This is a genomic window from Burkholderia latens (genome assembly GCF_001718795.1).
GTDB lineage: Bacteria > Pseudomonadota > Gammaproteobacteria > Burkholderiales > Burkholderiaceae > Burkholderia > Burkholderia latens_A.
Genome location: NZ_CP013437.1, coordinates 96,022 through 121,255 on the forward strand (window position 1 = coordinate 96,022; position 25,234 = coordinate 121,255).

General features: G+C 67.1%; 28 protein-coding genes and 1 pseudogene. 12 read left to right on the forward strand and 17 right to left on the reverse strand.

Annotated features, from left to right (window positions below; translation table 11 throughout):
• Nucleotides 1-156 precede the first annotated feature (156 nt).
• Both WK25_RS16055 and WK25_RS16060 read left to right on the forward strand, forming a co-directional pair.
• Complete coding sequence (locus tag WK25_RS16055; protein ID WP_038570182.1) at nt 157-597, forward strand: hypothetical protein; 441 nt, start codon at nt 157-159, stop codon at nt 595-597.
• 139 nt (nt 598-736) lie between these two features.
• Nucleotides 737-1,726: a patatin-like phospholipase family protein gene (locus WK25_RS16060; protein WP_069242084.1), complete on the forward strand. Its 990-nt coding sequence runs from the start codon at nt 737-739 to the stop codon at nt 1,724-1,726.
• Nucleotides 1,727-2,178: 452 nt separating this feature from the next.
• Here WK25_RS16060 and WK25_RS32095 read toward each other — a convergent pair.
• The 7 genes and pseudogenes from WK25_RS32095 to WK25_RS16090 all read right to left on the reverse strand — a co-directional run.
• Nucleotides 2,179-2,404 (reverse strand): annotated as a pseudogene (locus WK25_RS32095) (hypothetical protein); the annotation flags it as partial.
• Between the two features lie 54 nt (nt 2,405-2,458).
• Complete coding sequence (locus tag WK25_RS16065; RefSeq protein WP_038570188.1) at nt 2,459-3,346, reverse strand: ABC transporter permease; 888 nt, start codon at nt 3,344-3,346, stop codon at nt 2,459-2,461.
• On the reverse strand, nt 3,343-4,338 hold the full coding sequence (locus tag WK25_RS16070; protein WP_069242085.1) for an ABC transporter ATP-binding protein: 996 nt from the start codon (nt 4,336-4,338) through the stop codon (nt 3,343-3,345). Before WK25_RS16070 ends, WK25_RS16065 begins: the two co-directional genes overlap by 4 nt.
• A 73-nt stretch (nt 4,339-4,411) precedes the next feature.
• Nucleotides 4,412-5,467, reverse strand: a complete 1,056-nt coding sequence (locus WK25_RS16075) for an ABC transporter substrate-binding protein (RefSeq protein ID WP_052110895.1) — start codon at nt 5,465-5,467, stop codon at nt 4,412-4,414.
• A gap of 56 nt (nt 5,468-5,523) precedes the next feature.
• Nucleotides 5,524-6,447 (reverse strand): TauD/TfdA dioxygenase family protein, encoded by a 924-nt coding sequence (locus WK25_RS16080; protein WP_069242086.1) that lies wholly within the window; start codon nt 6,445-6,447, stop codon nt 5,524-5,526.
• Between the two features lie 176 nt (nt 6,448-6,623).
• Nucleotides 6,624-7,628, reverse strand: coding sequence for an SDR family oxidoreductase (locus WK25_RS16085; protein WP_069242087.1), 1,005 nt, complete (start codon nt 7,626-7,628; stop codon nt 6,624-6,626).
• 90 nt (nt 7,629-7,718) lie between these two features.
• On the reverse strand, nt 7,719-7,997 hold the full coding sequence (locus WK25_RS16090) for a hypothetical protein (protein ID WP_038572082.1): 279 nt from the start codon (nt 7,995-7,997) through the stop codon (nt 7,719-7,721).
• A 338-nt stretch (nt 7,998-8,335) separates the two neighbouring features.
• On the opposite strand from WK25_RS16090, the gene WK25_RS16095 reads away from it, so the two are divergent.
• On the forward strand, nt 8,336-10,582 hold the full coding sequence (locus WK25_RS16095) for an ATP-binding protein (RefSeq protein ID WP_069242088.1): 2,247 nt from the start codon (nt 8,336-8,338) through the stop codon (nt 10,580-10,582).
• Between the two features lie 75 nt (nt 10,583-10,657).
• Nucleotides 10,658-10,798 carry a hypothetical protein gene (locus tag WK25_RS31300; protein ID WP_156432163.1) on the forward strand — a complete coding sequence of 47 codons (141 nt, stop codon included), beginning with the start codon at nt 10,658-10,660 and terminating at the stop codon, nt 10,796-10,798.
• Between the two features lie 147 nt (nt 10,799-10,945).
• On the opposite strand, the gene WK25_RS16100 is transcribed toward WK25_RS31300, so the two are convergent.
• From WK25_RS16100 to WK25_RS16110, 3 genes are all read right to left on the reverse strand, one after another.
• The gene (locus WK25_RS16100) at nt 10,946-11,215 is read right to left on the reverse strand and encodes a DUF2934 domain-containing protein (protein ID WP_069242089.1); all 270 of its coding nucleotides are present in this window, start codon (nt 11,213-11,215) and stop codon (nt 10,946-10,948) included.
• 28 nt (nt 11,216-11,243) lie between these two features.
• A complete protein-coding gene (locus tag WK25_RS16105) occupies nt 11,244-11,669 on the reverse strand; it encodes a CBS domain-containing protein (protein ID WP_038570200.1) in 426 nt (141 codons plus the stop codon).
• Nucleotides 11,670-11,750: 81 nt separating this feature from the next.
• On the reverse strand, nt 11,751-12,461 hold the full coding sequence (locus WK25_RS16110; protein WP_038570203.1) for an MgtC/SapB family protein: 711 nt from the start codon (nt 12,459-12,461) through the stop codon (nt 11,751-11,753).
• Nucleotides 12,462-12,996: 535 nt separating this feature from the next.
• Here WK25_RS16110 and WK25_RS16115 point away from each other — a divergent pair.
• The 3 genes from WK25_RS16115 to WK25_RS31305 all read left to right on the forward strand — a co-directional run bounded on the left by WK25_RS16115 (nt 12,997) and on the right by WK25_RS31305 (nt 15,114).
• Nucleotides 12,997-13,281 (forward strand): helix-turn-helix domain-containing protein, encoded by a 285-nt coding sequence (locus WK25_RS16115; protein WP_059545820.1) that lies wholly within the window; start codon nt 12,997-12,999, stop codon nt 13,279-13,281.
• Nucleotides 13,271-14,575 carry a HipA domain-containing protein gene (locus tag WK25_RS16120; RefSeq protein ID WP_069242090.1) on the forward strand — a complete coding sequence of 435 codons (1,305 nt, stop codon included), beginning with the start codon at nt 13,271-13,273 and terminating at the stop codon, nt 14,573-14,575. Before WK25_RS16115 ends, WK25_RS16120 begins: the two co-directional genes overlap by 11 nt.
• A gap of 236 nt (nt 14,576-14,811) precedes the next feature.
• Nucleotides 14,812-15,114, forward strand: a complete 303-nt coding sequence (locus tag WK25_RS31305) for a hypothetical protein (RefSeq protein WP_156789050.1) — start codon at nt 14,812-14,814, stop codon at nt 15,112-15,114.
• 127 nt (nt 15,115-15,241) lie between these two features.
• Here WK25_RS31305 and WK25_RS16130 read toward each other — a convergent pair whose 3' ends face one another.
• Together WK25_RS16130 and WK25_RS16135 are read right to left on the reverse strand one after the other, a co-directional pair.
• The gene (locus WK25_RS16130; protein ID WP_038570212.1) at nt 15,242-15,454 is read right to left on the reverse strand and encodes a twin transmembrane helix small protein; all 213 of its coding nucleotides are present in this window, start codon (nt 15,452-15,454) and stop codon (nt 15,242-15,244) included.
• Nucleotides 15,451-15,801, reverse strand: coding sequence for a hypothetical protein (locus WK25_RS16135; protein WP_069242092.1), 351 nt, complete (start codon nt 15,799-15,801; stop codon nt 15,451-15,453). Before WK25_RS16135 ends, WK25_RS16130 begins: the two co-directional genes overlap by 4 nt.
• A gap of 342 nt (nt 15,802-16,143) precedes the next feature.
• On the opposite strand from WK25_RS16135, the gene WK25_RS16140 reads away from it, so the two are divergent.
• Together WK25_RS16140 and WK25_RS16145 are read left to right on the forward strand one after the other, a co-directional pair.
• Nucleotides 16,144-16,899 (forward strand): YoaK family protein, encoded by a 756-nt coding sequence (locus WK25_RS16140; protein ID WP_038570216.1) that lies wholly within the window; start codon nt 16,144-16,146, stop codon nt 16,897-16,899.
• Between the two features lie 86 nt (nt 16,900-16,985).
• Nucleotides 16,986-17,171, forward strand: a complete 186-nt coding sequence (locus tag WK25_RS16145) for a ribbon-helix-helix protein, CopG family (RefSeq protein WP_038570218.1) — start codon at nt 16,986-16,988, stop codon at nt 17,169-17,171.
• 34 nt (nt 17,172-17,205) lie between these two features.
• On the opposite strand, the gene WK25_RS16150 is transcribed toward WK25_RS16145, so the two are convergent.
• Both WK25_RS16150 and WK25_RS16155 read right to left on the reverse strand, forming a co-directional pair.
• Nucleotides 17,206-18,042 (reverse strand): spermidine synthase, encoded by an 837-nt coding sequence (locus WK25_RS16150; RefSeq protein ID WP_069242093.1) that lies wholly within the window; start codon nt 18,040-18,042, stop codon nt 17,206-17,208.
• A 42-nt stretch (nt 18,043-18,084) separates the two neighbouring features.
• Complete coding sequence (locus tag WK25_RS16155; RefSeq protein WP_038572085.1) at nt 18,085-18,423, reverse strand: zinc ribbon domain-containing protein YjdM; 339 nt, start codon at nt 18,421-18,423, stop codon at nt 18,085-18,087.
• A 366-nt stretch (nt 18,424-18,789) separates the two neighbouring features.
• Between WK25_RS16155 and WK25_RS16160 the strand changes: the two genes are divergently transcribed.
• From WK25_RS16160 to WK25_RS16170, 3 genes are all read left to right on the forward strand, one after another.
• Complete coding sequence (locus tag WK25_RS16160) at nt 18,790-19,053, forward strand: HPr family phosphocarrier protein (protein ID WP_059545829.1); 264 nt, start codon at nt 18,790-18,792, stop codon at nt 19,051-19,053.
• A gap of 65 nt (nt 19,054-19,118) precedes the next feature.
• Nucleotides 19,119-19,340: a hypothetical protein gene (locus WK25_RS16165; protein WP_038570227.1), complete on the forward strand. Its 222-nt coding sequence runs from the start codon at nt 19,119-19,121 to the stop codon at nt 19,338-19,340.
• Between the two features lie 322 nt (nt 19,341-19,662).
• Nucleotides 19,663-20,223 carry a GNAT family N-acetyltransferase gene (locus tag WK25_RS16170; RefSeq protein WP_226209021.1) on the forward strand — a complete coding sequence of 187 codons (561 nt, stop codon included), beginning with the start codon at nt 19,663-19,665 and terminating at the stop codon, nt 20,221-20,223.
• Between the two features lie 32 nt (nt 20,224-20,255).
• Here the strand turns inward: WK25_RS16170 and WK25_RS16175 are convergent, their stop codons facing one another.
• From WK25_RS16175 to WK25_RS16185, 3 genes are all read right to left on the reverse strand, one after another.
• Nucleotides 20,256-22,046, reverse strand: a complete 1,791-nt coding sequence (locus tag WK25_RS16175) for an efflux transporter outer membrane subunit (protein WP_069242095.1) — start codon at nt 22,044-22,046, stop codon at nt 20,256-20,258.
• Between the two features lie 2 nt (nt 22,047-22,048).
• Entirely contained in the window at nt 22,049-23,641 is a 1,593-nt protein-coding gene (locus tag WK25_RS16180; RefSeq protein ID WP_069242096.1) for a DHA2 family efflux MFS transporter permease subunit, read from the reverse strand.
• A gap of 89 nt (nt 23,642-23,730) precedes the next feature.
• Complete coding sequence (locus tag WK25_RS16185) at nt 23,731-25,098, reverse strand: HlyD family secretion protein (protein WP_069242097.1); 1,368 nt, start codon at nt 25,096-25,098, stop codon at nt 23,731-23,733.
• Between the last annotated feature and the right edge of the window lie 136 nt (nt 25,099-25,234).

Below are 25,234 nucleotides of genomic sequence, written 5' to 3' on the forward strand. Positions count from 1 at the left end.
CGTCATGGTTGATCTGCGATCGCCCACCGGATCCGAACACCATGCAATTCATCGGCATCGCAGCCTTTGACGATGCCGGCGCGCCATGCGTCCGAAAACGCATGAGGTTGTTCTCGAAGGCACGGGGAAGCATCCAATCTCTTCAAGGTGAGAAAAATGAATCTCAATCCGATCGAAAATAAGCCGCACGGGACCTTTGCCGAATTCGCCAATACTGTCCCTGTTTCTGCCAGTGTGGTCGATACGTTCAAAATGGCGCTCTATCACGACGGCGTGCAATTGGGCTGGCTCGGCCAAAACAGCGGCGAATGGGCCGTTCTCGTCGATTCCGCCGCGAAAGCGTTGATGCTCGAACAATACCCCTATAACGGCGTGACGTATTACCGGATCCGCGGCACCAGTCGATATATGTCCGTCAGCAACAATGCCTATGTCGGTTTCTATAACTGGATCGGCGCGCGCGGATGGACGCGCCAGGGCTCGATTCTGGTTTCCGATTTCAATCACCAGAAGCTGTCGCTCTATTCCAAGGACAACGCGTATCTATATGCGTGGGACGCGTACACCGTGCTCGATGTGAAGTTCGACGAGCAATAACAACCGGCGCGTCGCCCATTGGCTTCAATTTGTGGCGCCGACGCAGTGCAACAAGCGGGTGCCCCATCGGTGATGCGGGTGGGCTGCCCGCCGCGTTGCGCCATTCATGTTCATTTCACAATCGAAACGGGGAAACACGATGGCCTTCAAGATTCTCAGTTGCGACGGCGGCGGTATCCGGGGATTGATCACCGCCCTGCTCATCCAGGATCTCGACCGGCGCAGCCGGATCATTGCGAGCGCTGACGGCTTCGCGGGCACGTCGACGGGCGGCTTGATCGCCCTGGGGCTGGCGCGCGGCGTATCGATTTCAGAGATCGTCGATATCTACAGGACGAAGGGTTCGGTCATCTTCCGGGAAAACGGCGCATGGCTCGCGCAGAAGCAAGCACTCGAACAGGACGCGGTGCTCGCTGGGCCGGGCGTGTTCCAGTGCCAGTATGTCAACACCGGGCTGCAGGATGTTGCCAAGTCGCTGGTCGGCAACGGGAAGCTGGCCGATCTGCCGCGCTTCGTCGCGATCAATTCTGCGCGCCTGTGGGATCCGCCAACCAAGAGCTGGGCTCCGTGCACCTTCTCGAACGGAAACGGCAACGCCTATCGCAATGTGAGCCTGTTCGATGCTGCACTCGCCACGTCGGCTGCACCGACTTATTTTCCGCCGTACGAAATCGCCGGGCTCGGCTATTTCGCCGATGGCGGCGTGTTCGCGAACAATCCGTCCGTGTCCGCCATTGCCGAGGCGCTGGGCACCGGTCGCGCAGGCACGCTGGATGATGTGCGCCTGCTGTCGCTCGGCACCGGAACCAGCCCCGCAGGCATTCCTCCGAACGCGATCGGCAACCCGTTGACCTGGGGCGTCTCGAAATGGCTGTTGCCGTTCGAAAGCGGAAGCGTACCGGCAGCGGCCCTGCTCGGGCTAACGATGGATACGACGGCGACGATCGCCGCACAACAAGTCGGGCAGATACTGAACAAGAACTACCAGCGCGGGAATTTCGTCCTCGGTCAACCCGTCGGCCTCGACGACTGGGAAAAAACTCCGATACTGGAGAAGGAAACCCAGGCGTATATGAGAACTGCCGAGTGGGAACGTGTTTGCCAGTGGGTCGCGCAATTCTGGCGCTGATTGCGCACCGATTGCACGGGTTCATCGCGATGCTTCCGCTCGCTTGCAGACAGGCGGGCGGACACTACGCGATCGTCGGCATGCCGCGCTGGGACAGAAGGAAATCATTGCACGGCAGCGTCCTTCGATGACCGATGCATGTGCGTGACTCGTTTCATCCTCGCGCGCACGCGCTCCCCGCGCCCGTATTCGGGCGCACGGCGCGCGTGTTCGATGCCGGTGTCGCCATCCCGATTGTGGAACCGACGGAAGCGCTTCCCTCCACTGCGCGGCACGTGCCGCCAGCCCGCGACCTGCTTGTGCCGGCATCGCCCATGATCCCGCCGCCGCGGATGGCGGGCCTGTTCCGGTCGATTCAGCCGACGACTGGAGCGCATCGACGCCGGCGCGCAAGCCCGACCGGGCGCGCCCCTCGGCGACGCACTCAGGTGCAGGCGACGCCGGACGTTCGATCACGGTCCGCCCGTCTTGGAGTCGGTGCAAGCCCGGGCCGCCGATGTGACCCGCATGTCGATCAACGTGCGGGACGCGGCCGACAGGCGGCGATGCGGCGCATACACGACGGAAAACGGACGTGTGCGGCCCACGGAGGGGCGGCACTTTGACGAGATGTCCGGCGCTGAGCCGCCCCTGAACGATGAAGTCATAGGTCTGGCAGATACCGGCGCGCAGCCGGGCACTGTCGCGCGCACGCCGGGAATGCGCGTGCGTGCCAACCCGCATCGATGCATGTCAGTGCTGGATTCCCCAGCGGCGCACCGTCACGCGCTCGAGCGTATCGAACACGACGTGCTCGACCAGCAGTCCGATCACGATGACCGCCGCGAGACCTGCAAACACGCGATCGGTATACAACTCGTTGCGGTTCTGGAAGATGTACCAGCCGAGCCCGCCCTGCCCCGCGCTCGCGCCGAACACGAGTTCCGCCGCGATCAGCGTGCGCCATGCGAACGCCCAGCCGACGCGCAGCCCGGACAGGATCGACGGCAGCGCGGCCGGCACGAGAATCAGCGCGATTTGCCGCAGCCCGGTGAGGCCATAGTTCCGCCCGGCCATCTGCAGCGTCGCCGGTACGCCGGCGAAACCCGTATACATGCTGAGCGCGAGCGGCCACAGCACCGCGTGCACGAGCACGAACAGCAGGCTGCCGGCGCCGAGGCCGAACCACAGCAGCGCGATCGGCAGCAATGCGATCGACGGCAGCGGGTTGAACATCGACGTGAGCATCGACAGCACGTCACGGCCGATGCGCGTCGATACCGCGACCGACGTCAGCGCGAACGCGAACAGCACGCCGAGCGCATAGCCCCGCAACAGCACCGACATCGAAATGCCCGTCTTCACCAGCAGTTCGCCCGACGCGATGCCCTGCACGAACGCCGCGAGCGTCGCGCCGAAAGTCGGCACGAGCAGATCGTTCGCGACGATGCGCGCGACGATCTCCCACGCGGCGATCAGCACCAGCGCGATCAGCGCGCGGCGAAACACGCTCGAACCGACGACGCGGCGCGCGAGCGGTGCAGGCACTTCACGTTCGGCCTCGGGCAGCGCGTCGAGTGTGTGCACGTATTCCGCTCGCACCGGCGGCAGCGGCGGGATGGCAGGATCGATCGCGTTCATGATGAGGTGACCTGGACGGCCGGCGCTGGCGCCGTTTCGCTCGCGACGTCGGTAGCGAACAGCAGATGATGGATGCGTGCGACGGTTGCGCGGAAGTCGCCGCTGCCGACGCTGTCGAGCGAGTGATCGTGGCTGTTGAGCTCCGCACGCACACGGCCGGGATGCGGCGACAGCAGCAGGATCCGGTTGCCGACCACGAGCGCCTCCTCGATCGAGTGCGTGACGAACAGGAGCGTGAAGCGGAATTCGTCCCATAGACGCAGCAACTCCTCCTGCATCTTGCGGCGCGTGAGCGCGTCGAGCGCGGCGAACGGTTCATCCATCAGCAGCACGCGCGGCTGCATCGCCAGCGCGCGCGCGATCGCGACGCGCTGCTTCATCCCGCCGGACAGCGTATGCGGATACGCATCGGCGAATGCGGCGAGCCCGACCTTGTCGAGATAATGCAGCGCGCGCTCGCGTGCTTCCGCGCGCGACAGCTTCGCAGCCGCGCGCAGCGGGAACGCGACGTTCTCGACGACCGTCTTCCACGGCGGCAACTGGTCGAACTCCTGGAACACGACGATGCGGTCGGGGCCCGGGCCGTGCACCCGCCGGCCGTCGAGCGCGATCGAGCCCGATACGGGCTCGATAAAGCCGGCGATCGCCTTCAGCAACGTGGATTTGCCGCAACCTGACGGGCCGAGCAGCACGAAGCGGTCGCTGCCGTACACGTCGAAACTGACCTGGTGGGTGGCGCGAACGATCCGTTCGCCGGTCCGGTATTCGAGGCTGACGCGATCGATCGCCAGCAGGCGTTCGCTGTGCGTGCCAGCCGCGCCGGCTTGCGGCGCCGATGCGACGCGTGCATCGGTGACGCGATGAGCGGCCGGGATGGCCGTGCCGCGCGCGGGATACGGCGGCAAGCCGACTCGGGGAGATGTGGCGTTCAAGGTCGAAGCTCTTGCAGGTAAAGCATCAACATACGGCGACGCGGCGCGCGACCCAACCAACGATTGCGCATATCGAAACCGCGCCGGCGCATAAGCATCGATCGCGACGCGCGAACGCCCGTGGCGGCGTCGATCAGCTGCCGCCAGCCGTCGCCGGATCCTCGAAGAAGTAGTCACGCCACGACTTCGGCTCGTTGCGGATCGCGCCGGTGCGATACATGAACTGCGCGAGCTTCAGCGTGTTCTGCGGCGCCGTCTTGAACTGCACCTGCGGATTGCGCAGGATTTTTACGAGCAATGCACGATCGATCTTCGAACCGTTCACGCGAACGTACGTGTCGGCCGCGCGCTCCGGATCGGCCGTGATCTGGCGCGCGGCTTCGGCAAGCGCGGAGACGAACGCGCGGTAGGTCTTCGGGTTCTCGTCGCGGAATTTCTCGGAGGCATACAACACCGTCGCGGAGCTGGGGCCGCCGAGCACATCATAGGAATTCAGCACGATGTGCGCATTCGGATTGCCGACGAGTTCCTGGTCCTGGAACGGCGGATTGCCGAAGTGGCCGGTAATCACGTTGCTGTTCGCGAGAATCGCGGCCGTTGCATCCGGATGCGGAATCGCCTGCGTGAACGCATCGAGCTTGTCGAACTGCCTGTCGCCCCACTGTTTCGCGGCGGCGTACTGCAACACACGCGACTGCACCGACACGCCGACGGCCGGCACCGCGATGCGGTCCTTCGCGCTCAGGTCGGCGATCGTCTTCACGTTCGGGTTGATGCTGACGAGGTAGTAGGGGAAATTGCCGAGCGACGCGACGCCCTTCACGTTCTGCCGGCCGTGCGTGCGGTCCCACACGGTCAGAAGCGGGCCGACGCCCCCGCCGGCGATATCGACCGCACCGGACAGCAGCGCGTCGTTCACGGCCGCGCCGCCGGACAACCGTACCCAGTCGACCTTGATGTCGACGCCGGCTTTGCGTCCTTCCTTCTCGATCAGTTGCTGGTCGCGTGCAACGTTCAGCATCAGATAAACGACGCCGAACTGCTCCGCGATGCGGATGCGGCCTTCCGCATGCGCGGCTTGCGGCGTGCCGGCAACGGCGCAGGCCAGCGCGACGGCGAGCGTGGCGGCTAACGCGCGGCGCGCGGACACGATCATGCGGCGCAGGGCCGGCGAATGCGGAAGCGACATCGAAACTCCGGTGGTATCCAGTGGAAAAATGACGCAGCGGCACGACCGCGCGGCACTCAGAACGGTGCGTCGCCCTCGACCGTGGTGCGATACAGCTTGCGCCGAAGATGGTCTGGCGTGCCGGCCGCGAGGTGCATCAGCGAGCGGTTGTCCCAGAACACGAGGTCGCGATCGCGCCATTGATGGCGATACAGCTGCTCGGCGCGCACGCTATGCGCGAACAGTTCGTCGAGCAGCGCGCGGCTCTCGTCTTCCGGCACATCGACGATGCGCGTCGTGAAATGCTCGCTGACGAACAGCGCCTTGCGGCCCGTTTCCGGATGCGTGCGTACGACCGGATGCACGACCGCCTTGACCTGCGCGATCTGCTCGGGCGAAAGGTTCGGCCGCCACGGGCTGCGCGCCTGCAACTCCGCATAGCGCGCGAGGTACGTATGCTCGGCGCGCCGCCCTTCGACCGCGCGGCGCAGGTGCGCGGGCAGCGTGTCCCATGCGAGATGCATGTTTGCGAACAGGGTGTCGCCGCCTTCGGGCGGCAGTTCCTGCGCATGCAGCAGCGAGCCGAGGCTCGGCCTTTCCTTGTACGACAGGTCGGAATGCCAGAAATGGCCGGCGTCGCCGAGTCCGATCGGCTTGCCGTTCTCGACAATGTTCGACACGATCAGCACTTCCGGATGCCCGGCCAGGGCAAATTGATGCAGCACGTGGGTCTGCAACGGGCCGAAGCGGCGGCTGAACGCAATGTGTTGTTCCGGCGTGATGCGCTGGTCGCGAAACACGAGTACGTGATGGTCGAGGTGCGCGCGATGGATGCGCGCGAAACCGGCCGCGTCGAGCGGTTGCGACAGGTCGAGTCCCACGACTTCGGCGCCGAGCGGCGCGTCGAACGGAACGATGTCGAACCGCTGAGCGCTGGCGTCGGGCGCAGGCCGGGGGCCGGCGGACGCCGACGCGGGGGCGTGGATGGCGGAAGTCGTCACGGTACAGCCTTGATTCGGTAAAAATGCGAATCTACGAGTGTGCGCCGGACAGCGTCAACGAAGCGATTCCGATACGTTTATCTGCTGCAGCGATAAGGATCGCTGTTCGGGCGCCAGGCTCGCCCGGCGGACCATTCGCGCTTCCCATCCGTGATCCTGCCCCGCGCGCCGCCGCGCTACGGCTGCCCGCCGCCTCCCGACGCACCGTAGATCTGTCCGGTCACGTAACTTGCCCGTGCCGACGCGAGCTCGACATAGATCCACGCGAGTTCGGCCGGCTGGCCGGGCCGCCCCATCGGCACTTGCTGGCCGAACGTCTCGACGTTCTTCTCGGTTTGACCTCCGCTCACCTGCAACGGCGTCCAGAACGGGCCGGGCGCGACGCCGTTCACGCGAATCCCTCGCCGGATCATCTGCTTCGCGAGGCCCTTCGTGAAGTTCGCGATCGCGGCCTTCGTCATCGCGTAGTCGAGCAGATTCACGGAAGGCTCGTACGCATTCACCGACGTCGTGTTGACGATCGCCGAGCCGGGCGGCATGTGCGGAATTGCCGCGCGCGTGATCCAGAACAGCGCGTACAGATTGGTGCGTAGCGTCCAGTCGAAGTCCTCGGTGCTGATGTCGAGAATCGAGTCGTGACTGTGCTGGCGCGCCGCGTTGTTCACGAGGATGTCGAGTCCTCCCAGGGCCGCGACCGCCCGCTCGACGAGCGCGTTGCATGCGCTTTCGGTGCGGATGTCGACCGGTAGCGGGACGGCCTTGCGGCCCGCGCTGCGGATGTATTGCACGACTTCGCGCGCGTCGGGTTCCTCGTCCGGCAAATACGCGATCGCGACGTCCGCGCCTTCCCGCGCAAACGCGATCGCGGCCGCGCGCCCAATGCCGGAATCGCCGCCGGTGACGAGCGCCTTGCGACCGTCGAGCCGGCCGCTGCCGCGGTAGCTGCGCTCGCCGTGATCGGGGCGCGGCGTCATGCGACCGGCAAGCCCCGGCCACGGCTGGTGCTGCTCGGGAAACGGCGCGTGCGGATACAACGTGCGCGGATCGTGCGGGGCCGTGTCGCCGCCGTCGGACGCGCCACCGCCTTGAGCAACCGCCGGAAGCGCCACGCCGGCGACGAGGCTCGCACTTGTGCCCTGCATCCATTTGCGGCGGGATTCGGATATTTCGTCTGATGACATGAATGGCTCCGATGTGGGCGCGAACCGGGCGGGGCCCGGTTGCGCGAGGACAGGAAAGCGAACGAGCGGGCCGCGCTGCCCCGCCCGCCGCTAGAGCGGCCGCGGCCGATTGCCCGAATCATCCGGCGCATCGTGCCCGTCGGGCCGGGCTTTGCCGGCCGGATCTCGCACCTCGGTCGCGCGCGGATCGTCGGGCACGACCTTGCGCGCCTGGTCATCCGGAATCGACTCGAGTTCGCCGCCGCCCGGCGCGTGGCCGGCGCGCGTGGGCGAGTCGGCTGGTATCGGGCCGCGCCGCTCCGGCGAGTCGGCCGATTCGCGCGGCTCGACGTGCGCTGCGGTGTCTTTCGGTTGACGCGTTTTCGTCATGGTGGTGCACTCCCTGTATTGCGGTTTGGCTGCGTAGCACGACGCCGGAACGGCCCGCGTGAAAACGGCCGCGGCGAACTTCGATCCCAGCAACCGACATGCCGTCGGTCGCGCGCGACGCACGCGTATCCGCGTATCCATTCGGCGCCACGCTTGCAGAATTTACAAAGCCTGCACCGCGCAACGCCGCCCGCGTGCCCCGCGGATGCACGGGTCGCGCCCGCCCCGCAAGGCCATCGGCCCGGATTGGCGAGCGGCACGCGTCTTGCTGCTGTCGGCCCGGATATGGCGGTGGCCCCGACCGACGGCCGCCGGCGGCACCGTATGGTCGTGAGCCTATGAAAACTGCCTCTCCCCTGCTGGAATCGGCGCCGCTGCGGGCCGATCACTTCGTGCAGTTCTACGAGTCCGGTGAGCAGCTCGTGGCGGAAGTCGCGTCGTTCGCGGTCGACGCGCTGTCTGCGGGCGGCAGCGCGATCGTGATCGCGCGGCCGGACCGGCTTGCTGCAGTGCACGAGCGCCTCGGCGCGTCGCTCGACGACGCAGCCCGCGGCCGCATCTTCATGTCGAGCGCGCAGGAACTGCTCGACAGCTTCATGGACCGCGATCTGCCCGACCCCGTGCGCTTTCACCGGTCGGTCGGCACGATCGTGGAGACGGCCGTCCGCGCCGGGCGGCCCGTCCACGCGTTCGGCGAAATGGTGGCACTCCTCTGCGCGCAGGACCGCTATGCGGGCGCGTTGCGGCTCGAAGCGCTGTGGAACGAGTTGATCGAGCAGTACCGCTTCTCGCTGTACTGCGGCTATCCGCACGACGCGTTTCCGAGCGCCGAGCAGTCGGAGATGTTCCGCCATGTGTGTGCGCTGCATCGCCGCATCCTGCCCGCCGCGTCGTTGCGCAGCGACGAAAACGAACTTCACCTGACGCTCGCGCTGTCGCAGCAGCGCTCGCGCGCGCTGTCGGACGAGATCCGCCGTCGCGAGGCCGCCGAACAGCAGCGCAACGGCGTGCTCATGCATACGCCGTTGCCGATCGCGCTGCTGTCGGGTTCGGCGCACCGGGTCGTGCTCGCAAACCATCGTTTCTCCGCGCTGTGCGGCCGCACCGACATCGTCGGCCAGCCGCTGACGGAGGTGTTGCCCGGCGGCGATACGCCCGCGATCATGCGGGCGCTCGAAGCGGCGCGCGTGCACGGCCGCTCGACGACGATCGGCGAGCACCGCGACCGGCCGCGACCCGACGGCGCGGATAGCGCCGAGAACGCGCGCGTGTATCGGCTGCACTTCAATCCGCAGCCGCTCACGGACGGGCTCGGTGTGATCGTCAGCGCGGTCGAGGTGACCGAGCACGTCGCCGCGCGCGAGAAGCTCGTCGCCGCGAACACCGAGCGCGACCGGCTGCTCGGCGAGCTGCGCGACGCGAACCAGGCGAAGGATCAGTTTCTTGCCGTACTCGGCCACGAGCTGCGCAATCCGCTGACGCCCATCTCGCTCGCGCTGGAGTTGATTCGCAACCACGACGGGCACGCGACTCCGAACGAAATCGCGATCATCCAGCGGCAGCTCGATCACATGGTCCGGCTGATCGACGACCTGCTCGACGTATCGCGCATCACGCGCGGCAAAATCACGCTGAAGAAGGAAGCCGTGCGGCTCGCGGACATCGTCGACCGCGCGGTCGAGGTCGCAAGCCCGCTGCTCGAGCAGCGCCGCCATCGGCTGCGCGTCGATACGGATCCGGACGCCCGTTGCAACGGCGATCCGATGCGCTTGTCGCAGGCCGTCGCGAACCTGCTGACCAACGCCGCGAAATACACGACGCCGGGGGGCGACATCACGGTGCGCGCGACGCGCGGCGCGGACGGCACGGCGCTCGTCGAAGTGTGCGACAACGGCGTCGGCATTCCTCCCGATCGCCTGGACAGCATCTTTGAACCGTTCTACCGAATCGACGGCGAAGCGAAGCAGCCGCATGGCGGCCTCGGCATCGGCCTCGCGCTCGTACGCAGCCTCGTGAATCTGCACGGCGGCACGGTGCGCGCGGACAGCTCGGGCCCGGGGTGCGGCAGCACGTTCACGATCGCGCTGCCCGAGTACCGGCCGAAACCGGTTACCGGCAGCGCGCCACCGACGCCGCCGAGCATCGGCGTGATGCCGCCGGGCACCGGCCGCCGCGTGATGCTGGTCGACGACAACGAGGATGCCGCGTCGACGCTCGCGCAATGGCTGCGCGACGCCGGTCACGACGTGGCCGTCGTGCACGATCCGGTGACCGCGCTGGCCGCCTATCGCGCATATCGCCCCGACGTCGCGATCCTCGATATCGGACTGCCGGTGATGGACGGTTACGAACTGCTGCGGCGGCTGAAAGCGATCAACGAAGTCACGCCGTGCACGTTTCTCGCGCTGACCGGTTACGGGCGCTCCGCCGATCGCGAGCGCTGCCTCGCGACCGGGTTCCTGCAGCATTTCGTGAAGCCGGTCGATCCGGCCGCGCTGCACCTCGCGATGAGCCGGTTGATGCCGGGCAGCGACGGGCACGAACGCGATGGGCGCGATGGCGCGGGCGCGGAAGCCGGACGCTGAGCGCGGCACGCAGCATGCTCGAACGCGGTATGCCGGCCGCGTGCCGGCGCCTTTTCGACACCGAGGAGCATGCTCATGAGCCCGACGAACACCGGCAACCCGACACCGGATCCGGACGCGACCGATCAACCGGACACGCCGGACATCCCGCAGCCGCCGCAGCGCGAACACCTGCCCGACCTGCCGGACCCGACCGAAGTTGGGGAAGACGGGTAGCGTTGTTGCAGTGTTCTCAACGCAGGTCAGTTGGAGCCGGATGCACCGCTCGTCCCTGCGCCGGCCGGTGGCATGCCCCGCATCGAAAGACGCGGGGCCAGTCCGCGTTGTCGCCGGCATGCGCGGTCATGTCAGCCCGTGCTTGCGTCATCGCGTGCGGCGCTTCTCGTGCGCGATCTCGCTGGCCGGGATCGCGCCGGTGTCCTGGAGCGGGTCGCCCGGGATGCGCCGCTTCGCGGACTGAGCGATCGGCCCGTCCGCCGCCGCTTCGGCACCGTCGTCCTCGCTGCTGCGCTGCGCATCGATCTGCCGCTCCGCCTGCAGCCAGTATTCATCGGCACGGCCGTCCGGCGAGCCGTCGGCCTGCCACAGCCGGTACGCGCGCTCCCTGATCTGCGTTTCCCTGTCTTCATTCATGTCGTTACTCCGTATCTATCAGCGGCAATCACCGATCGGGGCGCGACGGCGCCGACACCGCACCGAGTGTCGATGAAATACCGCCGTCGGCGGACGTGGCGAGATCGCCGAGCGCGACGATGCCCACGAGCCGTTTCTCGCGATCGACGACCGGCACGCGTCGGATCTGCGCATCCTCCATCTTTTTTTGTACGGCCGAGATGTCGTCGTCCTCGTAACACCAGTTCGCTGGTCCGCTGACCACGCCCTCGATCGGCTCGTCGGGCCGCACGCCCATCGATACCGCGCGCACGACGATGTCGCGGTCCGTCAGCATGCCGATCAGTCGCGTGCCGTCGCATACGGGCAGCGATCCGACGTTCAAATCGTCCATCAGCTTCGCCGCTTCGCGCAGGCTTTGCGTCGGCGCGATGGTCGCGGCATCGCGTGTCATCACTTCAGCTACACGTGTCATGTTTCGCTCCTTGGTAAGCCGCCGGGGCGGCCCGCTGCACGAGCATCGCGCGTTCCGGCTGCCGCGCGGCCGGTTCGCCCGTCAGTTCTCGGTCGAGCAGCGCACCGACGTCAAGCCCGCCGTTTCGACGATCCGCATCAGTTGCTTGAGCATCGCGTCGCCGGTCGGCGCTTCGCGCCATTGCACGAACAGTTCCTCCTCGCGCATCGCATGCGCAGCCGTTTCGCGAAAACCGCGCGTGCGGCACGTGAAGCCGGCATCGCGCAGCCTGTCGGTCAGCTGTTCTCGTGCGGCCGCGCCGCGCGGATATTCGACCGTGACCAGCGCGTTCCTCGTGCGCCGCAAGCGCTGCTCGACGAACCGCAGCGGCCAGACGACGAGCAGCGCGAGCCCCAGCCCCAGCGCACCGAGCAGCAGTTGGCCGCCGCCGATGCACAACCCGATGACCGTCACGAACCATAGCGTCGCGGCCGTGGTCACGCCCGATACCAGCCCGTCGCGATGCAGGATCGCGCCGCCGCCGATAAAGCCCATCCCGGTCAGGATGCCCAGCGGCAATCGCATCAGGTCGAGCACCGAGAACGCGCCCTCCGGCTTGCCGGCCTGCAGCAACAACGCGTTGACCTGCAGCATCGACAGGCACGCGGCAAGACAGACGAGGATCGTCGTGCGCAGGCCGGCGGTCTTGCCGGACTCGCTGCGGTCCAGTCCGATCACCCCGCCCGCGACCAGCGCGAGCACGATCCTGACGAGAACCTCGTTCCACTGAAGTGCAACCGGCATCGGCCCCATGTGCGCCTCCCATGCAAATGGTGGTGTGCGGTTCGTCGCGGTACCGCCGCGAACGATGCTTGCGCGACGCAAGGTGCGCGCCTGCTTCTCGCCCGCGGGGCACGACGCCGGTGAAGGGGCGCGCGTCACCGTGTAGCGCGGGGGCGCGGATTGTAGAAAAGTGGCAGGCGCGTGCCGGCGCGGCTCGTCACACCACTTCGACAAGCGAACAGGGGCGCCCCCAACACTGGCTAGCGCTGTCTACACACAGCCGGAAAACATCATCGCAGCTGCTGCGCTGAAACACGTCGCGAGCAAACACGCGAGAGGCGGCGGCGTGCTCTGCGCACGATGCCGGTTCCTGCTGCGCCGTATCCGAGCGAATACGGGCGGCGCGTTGAGTGGCGATTTCCATGTGTTCAGTTCCCGATCGGGTACGGAGTTACATGGAAGTCGCTAAAATTGTCGCCCCGTTCCTGATCGGATACGAAACCGCGTTCGCGCGGGCGAGTTGTGCCATACTGTTTCCGGTCAGATACGAAGCACGGAGAACATCATGTCGGAGCCGCTGTCCGTCGACACGATCGGCGCGCTCGCTCACCTCATCCGCGCGGCACGGCTTCAGCAGGGCTTTACGCGCGATGAACTGGCGAACGCAACCGGGCTGTCGCCGAAATTCATCAGCCAGGTGGAAGCCGGCAAGCCAACCGCCCAAATCGGCAAGGTCATGCTGCTGCTCGGCGAACTCGGCGTGCGGCTGTACGCGGAATCGTCGGTCGAGATTTCGGAGGCCACCGCGCTGAAGGCGGCGCAACGACGCAGGAGCAGCCATGGCGGCTAGAACGCTGATCGCGTCCGCGAACGGCGTGCGCATGGGCACGCTGACCGACGACAAAGGGGTCTGGTCGTTTGCATACGACCCGCAATGGCTCGCGTCGCCGGCAGCGTATCCGCTGTCGCCCGCCTTCGCGCTGCGGGCAGAGCCGCTTACCGACTCGTCGACCGATCGCCCGGTGCAGTGGTTCTTCGACAACCTGCTGCCCGAGGAAGGCATGCGCACGTCGCTCGCGCGCGAGGCGAGGGTCGATGCCGCCGATGCGTGGGGCTTGCTCGCGTACTTCGGCCGCGAATCGGCCGGCGCGTTGACGCTGCTGGCGGAAGGCGAGCACGAAGCGCCGGGCGGCCTGCAGCCGCTGGCGCTCGACGAACTCGAACGGCGGATCCGGGCGATGCCCGAGCGCGCGCTGACGGCGACCGCGCCCAAGCGCATGTCGGCCGCGGGCGCGCAGCAGAAGCTGCTGCTGGTGCTGCGCGGCGACGCGCCGGACTACGCGCTGTACGAGCCGGTCGGCAGCGAGCCGTCGATGCACCTGCTGAAGCCGGACATGCGCGCGGCAGGCTACCCGCATTCGGCGATCAACGAGTTCTTCTGCATGACGCTCGCGAAGAAGATGGGGCTCGACGTGCCGGACGTGCACTTCCTGCGTGCGCCGTCCGCGTGTTACGTGATCGACCGGTTCGATCGCAACGTCGCGTCGGAACCCGCGGCCCGCCTTCATACGATCGACGCGATGCAACTGCTCAACTACGACCGCGGCTTCAAGTACCAGCGCGCGAACGCGCAGGAACTCGCGCGCGCGATCGAGCGCACGAGCACGCGTGCGCTCGCGCGTCTGGCGGTGTTCCGCTGGACCGTGTTCAACGTGGTGGTCGGCAACGCCGACGCGCATCTGAAGAACCTGTCGTTCTTCGTCGATGCGCGCGGTTACCGGCTCGCGCCGTTCTACGACATCGTCAGCACGGTCGTGTATCACACGCCGACACACCGGCCCGATCACCGCGGCGATCACTGGCCGCACTGCGAACTGACGATGCCGCTCGGGAATGCGACGCGGTTTGCCGATATCGACGTGAATGCGCTCGTTGCATTCGGCCAGGCGCTCGGGCTCAGGGAGAAGGCGGCCATCAGCGAATTGCAGCGCTTTCTCGAGCCGCTCGATCGTCACGTCGACCAGACGCTCGATGAAGTGCGACACATCGCGCATCCGGACGCCGGGGAAATGCGGTTGCTGAATTCGATCGTCGCGATGCCGATCGCGGAAATGGGGCGCGCTCTGCGAACGACGCGGGGGTGACCGGCGATGCGCGGGGCAATTCAAGGGAAACGCAAGGCCGTGACCGACGGGCAACGCGTGGCTCGTGGGGACGGTTCTCTATACGAAGTCGACCGAACTGCGGAGTTCTGCCCAGGGGCCGCAGCCGGGCTGCGCGGATCGAGCGAGCTCGCCAACGCAAGTCGTCCCTGCTGCAGGAGATTGACAAGACCCGTGCGCTGCAGCGGGACGAACGCGAAACGCCGCAGGCGAGGCTAGTGAGCCTGAGCGCCGAGTTGGCGCGTCTTGATGACGAACTTGCCAGCCAGCGAGAGCGCGAGCGCGTGTCGATCGCTGCAGTTGGCGCTGCACGCTACCGCCGTCTGCTTGCACTGGACTACATTTCGACGGACCGGCTCCAGCAACGGCAGGCCGATCAATTTGGCCAACAGTCGAAGCTGCTTGGCTTGCAACGCGACCGCAGGACCATTTCGCAGGCGCTCAAAGAAGCAGGAAATGGACTTTCCGGGCTCGCGCTCGGGCATCAGAACCCGCTGTCGCAGACTAGGCGGAGAACCTGATGGGGCAAATCCGTCTACGCAATGCATTCGCATTACGCTCATCGGGATAAGTATTCTTATCAGAATAGCTCTATTGACGAACGAAACTCGGGCGCACCGAACAACGCCGCACGGCAACCGGCGCGCGTCATCGCCCGATCGGCAGCCCCGTCGGCTCGATCCATCCGAGCTTGTACGCGATCAGCAGCGACAGGAACAGCGTGATGGACAGCCCGACGCGCGCGGCGAGCGACCATGCCATCCGCTTGCTCTTGCCGCGGTCGTGGTTCATGAAATACAGCGCGAAAATGAGGCTTCCGATGATCAGCACGAAAGCCCCGGAAACCAGCACAATCTTCATCGTTGATGCTCCTTGAGGCCCGCATCGGCCCTCAGCAGTTCGGCGAGCTGGCGCCGCTCGGCAGCAACGTCGGCGACGCCGGTGGCCGGCCAGTCGAGCGCGACGCCATTGCCAAGCGAATCGCGCACGAGCGTCTGGTAACGCCGGTCGCTGATGCGCCCTTCGTCCATCGCGTCCGCGATCTCATGTCGGAACGGTAGCGGAAAGCTCGCGTATCCGCGCGACAGCGCCGCATATTGGCGCGCGTCGATTTCCTTCGACGACGGCACGACCGCCCACACGACGACGGCAACGATGGCTGCGAACGGGATCGCCGTATAACGGAGGACGAACTTGATCGGGGTCATGGCATGGATATCGACGTGGTGGCGTACTGACGACGAACAGGCGCCGTATTGAACCGGAAGCAGCCGGCAACCGGTTGCGCGGGCAATGCCGCGAACCGCGACAGCGGGCTCCGGCGGCATGGGCGATATTGTACTCAAAGCACAATATGGCTAACAGCGCATGATAATGGCATTATCATGATTCACGGCCAGCAAGCTGCCCGGCCTCTTTGGCCCTTTTTGACGTCTTTGGGTCTATTTGCCGCCGGCCCGGATGCGGCCGCCAGACACGAGCGTCTGCCGCCCTGCCCGCGCGGGTAGTTCACCGATCCGGCGATTGAGCGAAACCGAAAGCGAAACCTTATGCCAGCGCAGTACTTTCGAAGCCTGACCGGAAAACACCGCAGCGCAACCGCGAATCGTCAGCTCGGCTTTTCGCTCGCCTTCGTCGCCGGCGCGGCCAACGCCGGCGGCTTCCTCGCGGTCCGGCAATACACGTCGCACATGAGCGGCATCGTATCGGCAATCGCCGACCAGACGGCGCTCGGCGACATCCCGCTCGCGCTGGCCGGCGTCAGTTCGCTCGCGTCGTTCCTCGTGGGCGCCAGCTGCTCGGCAATCCTCGTCAACTGGGGGCGCCGGCGCGGGCTGCACAGCCAGTTCGTGCTGCCGCTGCTGGTGGAAGCGGTGCTGCTGCTCCTGTTCGGTCTGCTCGGCAGCCACCTCGCACTGTGGGAGACGTTCTTCGTGCCGGTCACGGTCACGCTGCTGTGCTTCATCATGGGGTTGCAGAATGCGACGATCACGAAGCTGTCGGGCGCGGAAATCCGCACGACGCACGTGACGGGCATCGTCACCGACCTCGGCATCGAGCTGGGCAAGTTGTTCTATTGGAACCGGACGGCCCTCGACGTGGACGCGCACGCAGTGATCGCCAATCGTTCGAAATTGCGGATTCACGCGACGATGCTCGCGTCGTTCTTCGTCGGCGGGCTCGCCGGAGCGATCGGCTTCAAGCATGTCGGCTATGTGTCGACCGTACCGCTCGCCGCCGTGCTGGTAATGCTCGCCGCCATGCCCGTGATCGACGACGTGCTCGCGTGGCTCGAACGGCGTTAGTGAGCCCGCACCCTTGTCGCCGCGACGCTGCGCCGAAAGCCGATGAATTATAATTTGATTAACATATCGACCCACCCCGCCTGACGATGGAAACCAAAACCGCCCGCCTCACCGTTCTGATCGATCCCGCGAAGAAAGAAGCGTTCGAAATGCTGTGCGCGGAGCAGGATCTCACGCCGTCGCAAGTCGTGCGTCAATTGATCCGCGAATATCTCGACAAGCACGGCGTCACGTACAAGACGAAGAGCGCGCTCGGCAAGCGGGTGAGGTAACGGTTCGGACAAGCGCGGGCGCGCACCGGCGCCGTCATGCGCATATTTCCCATCGGGGATGTTCACGCGTGCGCCAGACCAGCCGCGCGGGATCGATGCACTCCCCTGCCTTCATGCGGCGGGCCGTCGACGCGAGTTTGAGCTCGCCGGCCGACGCGAACCCGAGCGCACGCTCGAGCAGGATGCGCAGCGGCGGCAAAGGATTGCCGTTTTTCCACGCGAACGCGATGAAGTTGTTGTCGTCGCCGCACGGCACGAGCGCATAGGAATCGTCGAACACCGCGTGCAGCTGTTCGAGATGACGCTGCAGCGCCGGATCGTCGTCCATGAAATTGATCGCGAGCACGCCCGTCTCGCTCAACCGTGCACGGCACGCGTCGAGGAACGCGGTGCCCGTGCAGCGACCCGGCGTGCCGTCGGCAACAAACGCGTCGTGCAGAATCACGTCCGCCCGCACCGCCGGGGTTGCGACGTAGTCCGCGCCGTCCGCGCACACCACCGCGAACCGCGCGTCGTCCTGCGGAATCCGGAACACGTCGCGCAGCGCGATCACGTCCGGGTTGATTTCGACCGCGTCGATCGCGGTGTCCGGCAGGTGCCGATAGCAGTACTTCGCGAGCGATCCGCCGCCGAGCCCGATCATGCAGATGCGCGACGGCGCCGGCTGCAGCAGCAGGAAACCCATCATCACGCGCGTGTAGCCGAGTTCGAGCCGCACCGGATCCTTCCGCGACATGAAGCTCTGCGTGCCGAGGTGATCGAAATGCAACGACACCGCGTGCTTTGTCTCGAGCACGAACGGACGGCCGTCGTTCATCGGCGTCGCCAGGAAACGCAGGAATGCATCATACGATGTTCGATCCTCGCTCATGTTCGGCAGCCCGGTCGATCGGAAAGTCAGTGGAACCGCGCGTCAGACCTTCTTCAGGTAGCAGGCCTTCAGCATGAAGCCGCCCTGGTCGGTCTTGCAATCGACTTCATGATCGCCGCCGACGAGTCGGATGCTCTTGACCTTCGTGCCCATCTTCAACGTGATCGACGAGCCCTTCACGCGCAGGTCCTTGATCAGCACGACCGAATCGCCGTCCGCCAGCACGTTGCCGTTCGCGTCCTTCACGACGTCGCCCGCCGGTTCCTCGCCCGCTTCGGCGCCGGCCGACCATTCATGGCCGCAGTCCGCACACACGGTGAGCGTGCCGTCCGGGTAGGTGTTTTCCATCGCGCATTGCGGGCAGGCGGGGGCGGCGTTCATTGCAGCATCCATTCGGTGGGGGTTCAGGTCAATCGATAAAAAAATGCCGGGCGCGCCAGCGCGTCGCCCGGACCGCGTGTCGCGCGCCCCGTCGGGGTTCCCCCGGGCCGCGCGTCATGCACACGGCATTATAATGCAATACACATAATGTTGCCGCCGTATTATAATTGCGCACTTTCGATGGTTCGCCGGACTTGACGGCGGTTTCGTTGAGGATGTCGACATGTTCGAGCTGAATAAAGCGCTGGCGGCGTGCGACCACCGTGCTGCACGCCGCCAGCGCGCCGCCCGGCGCGCGCTCCCGGCAGGCCGGTTGTCTGCCGCGGATCGCCGTTCCAGCGACTTTCCACGAGACTGATCCGCATCGTGGCAACCGTCGTCTACGTTGAAATCGGCCGCGCATGGAACCGCAGCCGCGCAAGCGCGGCCCGCGATGCGCTCGTCGCGGCGGCGCGCCGCTTCGAAAGCGACATCCTGCTGCACGCGAACGGCCTCAGCGGCAGCGCGAAAGACCCGAGCGCCGTCGCGGCGCTGCAGTTGCACGGCGGCACGTCCGCGCAGATGCTCGCCGCCGGCCCTGACGAAGGCAGCGCGCTCCAGGCGCTATTGCCGTTGCTGCAAGCGGGCTGACGCTACGTCGCCCGATCCCGCGGTCTCGTGCCGTTCACCCTGAATCACCACTCCCGGAGGAAGCAATGAACGACAACGTCACGCCCAACACTCCCAATCTGTCGGCCTCCGCGATCTGGGCGCTCGAGCGGCTCGCCGACGTGCGCTACGGCCGTGACGCGCCGGCGCTCGGCTGGTCGGTCCAGCAGGAACTCGTCGGCGCGGGCTTCGTCAGCCATGCGGGGAACGGCCGCTCCGGCGCGTCGATCACCGCGCACGGGCGCAGTTTCCTCAAGAGCCGCAAGTAACGGCGTAGCAACACTGTCGCGATACCGCGTGGCACGAAGCACGCGGCCGTGTCAGATGCTTTCAGGACGCACGCCGTCGCCAGCCGGACGTGCGCGCATTGTTTGGCAGCGTGCGCGCAAGCAGCGCCGAATCGGGCAAGCGCACACGCGACCGTTCGGGCCATTCGATTTCCAGCGTCGTGTCGGCGCCGGCCACCGGTGCGCGCCCGATCCCCCGCTGCACGCGGGGCTTTGCGGCCGCACCGCGATTTCCGCGGTATCGTACGGCACCCTTGGGCGGCGCCGCGCGCCGCATTCGTCACCCTTCCCGATGGAGCGCCCGATGTCCTCCCGCGCACTGCCGCCCGTCACGTCCCCGCCGGTGCTCGACACCCCGCGTCTGATTCTCGAAGGCCATCCGCTCGGCGGCTTCGATGCGCTCGCCGCGATGTGGGCCGAGCCGACCGTCGTCGCGCACATCCTTAACGGCAAACCGTCCGCGCCGCGCGAATCGTGGATGCGCATGCTCGCGTATCGCGGGCTATGGCCGCTGCTCGGCTACGGCTACTGGGCGATCCGCGAGAAGGCGTCGGGCCGCTATGTCGGCGACCTCGGTTTCGCCGACTTCCACCGCGCAGTCGAGCCGTCGATTCGCGGCGTGCCGGAAGCCGGCTGGGCACTCGCAACCTGGGCGCACGGCAAAGGCTATGCGACCGAGGCGCTGTCGCGCGCACTCGACTGGCTCGATGCGCAGAACCGGTTCGAGCGCAGCGTGTGCCTGATCGCGCCGACCAACGTCGCGTCGATTCGCGTCGCGGAAAAGGCCGGCTATGCGGATCCCGTACACGTTCGCTTCAACGACGCCGATTCGCTGCTGTTTTCTCGCGCGTGCCGGACGGCGTGATCGTTCCGGCAGCGCCCGCGGCCTTACGATCGCTATTGCACGCGGTTCGTCACGGCGGCCTCCGATGACGGAGACGTCACCGCGCTGACCGCATCCCCATCCGCGTTCGCGTTCGACGGCGAGCCGGTCTGCCACCCGCCACCGAGCGCCTTGTACAGCGCGACCAGATCCGTCGTCGTCTGCAACGCGCCCTGCACGGCCTGCTGGCGCCCTTCCGACCATTGCCGCTCGGCGTCGAGCACGTCGAGGAACGGCGACAACCCCTTCCTGTAGCGGTCGCGCGCGAGGTCCAGCGCGCCCTGCTCGGCCCTCACCGCATCGTCGAGCGCGGTTGCGCGCATCTGGTCGGTGCGGTACACGGCCAGCGCATTGTCGACATCGCGCAGCGCGACGAGCACGGCCTGCCGGTACGCAAGCGCGGCTTCGGCTTGGCGCGCCTGCGACAGCCGCAGGTTCGATACGAGCTGTCCGCCGGAGAAAATCGGCAACGAGACGGCGGGACCGAACGAATAGAACAGATGCGACCAGTGCGCGAGTTCGCGCACGTGCGACGCGCGCACCCCGACCTGCCCGGTCAGCGAAATGTCCGGATAGAACTGCGCGACCGCGACGCCGACGTCGGCCGTCGCCGCATGCAGCTCGGCCTCCGCGCGGCGGATGTCCGGCCGCCGGCGCGCAAGCGTCGACGGCAGCCCGACCGGCACGGTGGGCGGCACGTCCGGCAACGCGTGCGGTGCGTCGAGCCAGTCGTCGAGCGCGCCCGGCGCACCGCCGACCAGATACGCGAGCCCGTTGCGCAGCAGCACGATCTGCTGATCGAACTGCGGCAGCTGCGCGCGGATCTGCGCGAGCCGCGCGTCGGCGCTGCGCACGTCGAGGTCGCTTGCAAGGCCGTGCGCGGCCTGCTCGCGCGTGAGGTCGAGCAGTTCGCGCTGCGCGCGCTGCAGGTCTTCCGCGAGCGAGCGCTGCGCTTCGGCGCCACGCAGTTGCAAGTACGTCTGCGCGACTTCCGCCTCGAGCGACAGCAACGCATCGTCGCGGCCCGCGACCGCGGCACTCGCCTGCGCATCGGCCGATTCGACCGAGCGGCGCACGCGGCCGAACAGGTCGAGCTCCCACGATGCGTCGAAGCCGGCCTGCCACAGATTGACCGGCGCTTCGAGCGCGTCGATCGCGCCGCGCGCGCTCCGCTGTACGCTCGCGCCGGTGCCCGGGCCGAAGCGGTCGAGCGGCGAGCCCGGCGCGCCGAGACGATCGACGCGCTGGTCGAGACCCTGATCCTCGATGATGCCTTTGAGGCCGAGCTGTTCGCGCTGGTAGCTCGCGCTCGCGCGCACGTTCGGCAAACCCTGCGCGGCGGCCGCGCTCACCTGCGCCCGCGCCTGCGCGATGCGCAATACGGCGGCCCGCACGTCGAGGTTGTCGTGCGCCGCACGCTCGATCAGCCGGTCGAGCAGCGGATCGCCGAACGCACGCCACCAGCGCGGGTCGGGATCGGCGCTCGTCACCGGCGACGAGCGCGCGAGGGCCGCGGGTGTCGCCGTGGCCGACGCAGCGCGGGCCGGAAGCGCCGACGCAGCCGACGACGTCGAAGATGCGGATTTCGCCGAGGCAGCCGAACCACCTGATGTCGCCGACGCCGCGCCCGCGGTCGCCACGTCATGCCAGTTCGCCGGCACGTCGGCATGCGGCGGCTTGAAATCCGGCCCGACGGTGCACCCGGCGGCCACCGCAAGCACCGCACACGCCGCGCCAACCGCCGCGACACCGCGCGCTGGCATCCGCTGTCGGCGCAAGCCGGGCCTTCGGCGCATCGTCGTCATCGTCAATGCCCTCCCGCGCCGCGTGCTGCCTTCACCGGCGAGAACAGGAACGTCAGCGGAAGGCTGAGCGCGCAGAACACCGCGAGGATCGCGAACACGTCGATATACGCGAGGATCGTCGCCTGCGAGACGAAGGTTTCGTACAGGCGGCCGGTCGCGGTCTGCAGCGCGGCCGGCGGCGGCACGCCCGACAGCGCGCCGACCGTGCGCGCGTTCTCGTGCAGCGCGTCCTGGAAGTTCTGCGACAGCGGCGACATGTGCGTGGACAGGTGCGCCATCCGCGCCTGCGTGCGCTCGCGGATCAGCGCGGTCGACACCGAGATGCCGATCGAGCCCGCGACGTTGCGAAACATCGTGAACAGCGCCGATGCATCGTCGTTGAGCCGCTGCGGAATGGTCAGATACGCGAGCGTCGTAATCGGCACGAACATGAAGCCGATCGCGAGCGACTGCGCGCAACGGATCATCACCAGGTGCTTGTAGTCGATGTCCGGCACCAGCATGCGCGAATAGATCAGCGCCCCCGACAGCAGCACGAAGCCGAATCCGACCAGATAACGCGTCTGCACATGCGGCATCAGCCGGCTCACGAGCGGGATTTCCATCGTGATCAGCAGCGCGCCGGGCGACAGCACGAGGCCTGCGAGCGTCGCCGTATAGCCGAGATGCTGCTGCGCAAGCTGCGGCACGATCACCGCGCTGCCGTACAGCACGGCCGCGAACGTCGCGATCGTCACGCAGCCCAGTGCGAAGTTGCGGTCGCGCAGGCACGACAGGTCGACGACCGGCTTTCTCGTGCGCAGCAGCCACAGCGTCGCGCCGATCAGCCCGAGCGCGGACAGCACCGCGAAGATGCGGATGAAGTTCGAGCCGAACCAGTCCTCGTCCTCGCCGCGATCGAGCATCACCTGCAGGCAGCCGAGCCCGATCGCGATCAGGCCGATGCCGACGTAGTCGACCGAAATCCCGCGTCCGGCGCCGCGCCGCCACGGCGGATCCTCGACGAGCTGCATCACCGCGAGCACGGTCAGCGCGCCGATCGGCACGTTCAGCAGGAACACCCAGCGCCACGAGAAATGATCGGTGATCCAGCCGCCGAGCGTCGGCCCGAGCACCGGCGCGACGACGATCGCCACCGCCGAGATCGAAAACGCGCGATTGCGCTGCTCGGGCGGAAACGTGTCGAGGATGATCGACTGCTGGTTCGGCTGCAGCCCGCCGCCGAACAGGCCCTGCAGCACACGAAACACGATCAGTTCGCCGAGATTGGTCGCGATTCCGCACAGGAACGAGCACACGGTGAACGCGGCGATGCACAGCACGAAGTAGCGCTTGCGCCCGAGCAGGCGCCCGAGGAATCCCGAGATCGGCAGCACGATGCCGTTCGCGACGAGGTACGACGTGAGCGTCCAGGTCGCCTCGTCGTAGCTCGCGGACATCGTGCCGGCGATGTGTGGAAGCGCGACGTTGACGATCGTCGTGTCGAGCACCTCCATGAACGCGGCAAGCGTGACCACGATCGCGATGACCCACGGGTTCGCGGCAGGCCGCCATGCGCGGCCGGACGAGCGCGACCGATCGGCCGGCCGGCTCATCGGCGGCCCTCGCGCAAACTGGCCGGCATGCGGATGTCGGGCATCGGATCGCTCCGGTGAAAGCAGGCAGCCGCGCGGCGGCCCGCCGGTTATTTCAGATGCACGGTCGGGACGGCTGACAAGCCGAGACCGAGCGGCGGATCGTTCGGCAGCGTGCCGTCGAGCACGATCTTCACGGGTACGCGCTGCACGATCTTCACGAAGTTGCCCGTCGCGTTCTCGGCCGGAAACGCGGAGAAGCGCGAGCCGCTGCCGAGCTGGATGCTGTCGACGTGGCCGTGCAGGTCGAGGTCGGGATACGCGTCGACCGATACGTCGACGCGGTCGCCGATTCGCATCCGTTCGAGTTGCGACTCCTTGAAGTTCGCGGTGATCCACACGCGCGGCGTGACGATCGAGAAGATCGACGCCCCGGCCTGCAGGTACGACCCGAGCTGCACGTTGCGTCGCGTGACCCAGCCGTCGGACGATGCGCGCAGCTCGCAGTACGACAGGTTCAGATTCGCCGTATCGAGCTGCGCGCGCGCCTGCAGCACCTGCTGACGACGCTCCTCGACGGCCGTTTCGGCCTGGCGGATCTGCTGCGGCACGAGGCTCGCGGTGCGCGCCTGCGCCTGGGCCATCGCGACGTTTGCATCGGCGCTCGCGCGCTGCGCGTCGGCCGCATCGATCGCTTGCTGCGACGTCGCGCGCGCGTCGACCGCGCGTTGCCGCTCCTGTGCGGCGAGCGCCTGCCGGTACGCGGCTTCCGCCGATTCGATCTGCGCACGCGCCTGCCGGTACTGCGCCGGGTACTGCACGCGCGCGATGTCGAGCTGCACGCGCGACGCGTCGAGCTGCGCCTGTGCGAGGCCGAGCTGAGCACGCGCGGCATCGACCTTCGCGCGATAGTCGCGCGGATCGATCTCGAGCAGCACGTCGCCGCGATGCACGAACGTGTTGTCGTCGACCACGAGCCGTGTCACGTAGCCGGACACGTGCGGCGCGACGGCCACCGCGTTGCCGTCGGTGTACGCGTCGTCGGTGCTTTCCTGGTTGCGCGTCATGAGCCACCACACGAGGCCAGCGATCACCAGCACGACCGCCACCGCGCCGAGGATGATCAGCGGTTTCTTGCCAGGCCGCTTGCGTTCGCCTTCGTCGCCGTCACCATCGCCATCGCCATCGCCGCCGGTGCGGCCGCCGCGATCGTCGTGCGGATGGCCGTCGCCTCCGCCGCCGCCCGGCGCGTCGGTGTCGCGCTCGTCGTGGCTGCCTGGTCCGGCGCTGCCGCCGCTGCCGACATCGCCGCCGCCGTCGCCGGCGCGGGCGAGCGCCACGCGGGGCGCAAGTCCGGCCTCCGATCCGCCGACCGACAACTCCGGCTGCACAGCCAGCGCGAAGCACGCGGCGAAATCGCTCCCCCACACGGACACCCGCGCACCGCGCCGCCGCTGCGTACACGCGTGCACAAGCATGCGGTGCAATCGCTCACGAATGGACAACGGGGTAAGCGGCCGGGCAATAAACCGCCGATCATCCTCGGCGCCGTGGCCGTCGTGCGGGTGATCGTAGGGCAACAGGGTCGTATCGGGCATCGGGTCGCTTTCTCGG

What these genes read in the sequence shown, in the direction of transcription:
- WK25_RS16055 (WP_038570182.1), top strand. Translation starts at nt 157, where the DNA reads ATGAATCTCAATCCGATCGAAAATAAGCCGCACGGGACCTTTGCCGAA.
- WK25_RS16060 (WP_069242084.1), top strand. Translation starts at nt 737, where the DNA reads ATGGCCTTCAAGATTCTCAGTTGCGACGGCGGCGGTATCCGGGGATTG.
- WK25_RS16065 (WP_038570188.1), bottom strand. Translation starts at nt 3,346, where the DNA reads ATGAACGCGATCGATCCTGCCATCCCGCCGCTGCCGCCGGTGCGAGCG.
- WK25_RS16075 (WP_052110895.1), bottom strand. Translation starts at nt 5,467, where the DNA reads ATGTCGCTTCCGCATTCGCCGGCCCTGCGCCGCATGATCGTGTCCGCG.
- WK25_RS16085 (WP_069242087.1), bottom strand. Translation starts at nt 7,628, where the DNA reads ATGTCATCAGACGAAATATCCGAATCCCGCCGCAAATGGATGCAGGGC.
- WK25_RS16090 (WP_038572082.1), bottom strand. Translation starts at nt 7,997, where the DNA reads ATGACGAAAACGCGTCAACCGAAAGACACCGCAGCGCACGTCGAGCCG.
- WK25_RS16095 (WP_069242088.1), top strand. Translation starts at nt 8,336, where the DNA reads ATGAAAACTGCCTCTCCCCTGCTGGAATCGGCGCCGCTGCGGGCCGAT.
- WK25_RS31300 (WP_156432163.1), top strand. Translation starts at nt 10,658, where the DNA reads ATGAGCCCGACGAACACCGGCAACCCGACACCGGATCCGGACGCGACC.
- WK25_RS16100 (WP_069242089.1), bottom strand. Translation starts at nt 11,215, where the DNA reads ATGAATGAAGACAGGGAAACGCAGATCAGGGAGCGCGCGTACCGGCTG.
- WK25_RS16105 (WP_038570200.1), bottom strand. Translation starts at nt 11,669, where the DNA reads ATGACACGTGTAGCTGAAGTGATGACACGCGATGCCGCGACCATCGCG.
- WK25_RS16110 (WP_038570203.1), bottom strand. Translation starts at nt 12,461, where the DNA reads ATGGGGCCGATGCCGGTTGCACTTCAGTGGAACGAGGTTCTCGTCAGG.
- WK25_RS16115 (WP_059545820.1), top strand. Translation starts at nt 12,997, where the DNA reads ATGTCGGAGCCGCTGTCCGTCGACACGATCGGCGCGCTCGCTCACCTC.
- WK25_RS16120 (WP_069242090.1), top strand. Translation starts at nt 13,271, where the DNA reads ATGGCGGCTAGAACGCTGATCGCGTCCGCGAACGGCGTGCGCATGGGC.
- WK25_RS16130 (WP_038570212.1), bottom strand. Translation starts at nt 15,454, where the DNA reads ATGAAGATTGTGCTGGTTTCCGGGGCTTTCGTGCTGATCATCGGAAGC.
- WK25_RS16135 (WP_069242092.1), bottom strand. Translation starts at nt 15,801, where the DNA reads ATGACCCCGATCAAGTTCGTCCTCCGTTATACGGCGATCCCGTTCGCA.
- WK25_RS16140 (WP_038570216.1), top strand. Translation starts at nt 16,144, where the DNA reads ATGCCAGCGCAGTACTTTCGAAGCCTGACCGGAAAACACCGCAGCGCA.
- WK25_RS16145 (WP_038570218.1), top strand. Translation starts at nt 16,986, where the DNA reads ATGGAAACCAAAACCGCCCGCCTCACCGTTCTGATCGATCCCGCGAAG.
- WK25_RS16150 (WP_069242093.1), bottom strand. Translation starts at nt 18,042, where the DNA reads ATGAGCGAGGATCGAACATCGTATGATGCATTCCTGCGTTTCCTGGCG.
- WK25_RS16155 (WP_038572085.1), bottom strand. Translation starts at nt 18,423, where the DNA reads ATGAACGCCGCCCCCGCCTGCCCGCAATGCGCGATGGAAAACACCTAC.
- WK25_RS16165 (WP_038570227.1), top strand. Translation starts at nt 19,119, where the DNA reads ATGAACGACAACGTCACGCCCAACACTCCCAATCTGTCGGCCTCCGCG.
- WK25_RS16170 (WP_226209021.1), top strand. Translation starts at nt 19,663, where the DNA reads ATGTCCTCCCGCGCACTGCCGCCCGTCACGTCCCCGCCGGTGCTCGAC.
- WK25_RS16175 (WP_069242095.1), bottom strand. Translation starts at nt 22,046, where the DNA reads ATGACGACGATGCGCCGAAGGCCCGGCTTGCGCCGACAGCGGATGCCA.
- WK25_RS16180 (WP_069242096.1), bottom strand. Translation starts at nt 23,641, where the DNA reads ATGAGCCGGCCGGCCGATCGGTCGCGCTCGTCCGGCCGCGCATGGCGG.
- WK25_RS16185 (WP_069242097.1), bottom strand. Translation starts at nt 25,098, where the DNA reads ATGCTTGTGCACGCGTGTACGCAGCGGCGGCGCGGTGCGCGGGTGTCC.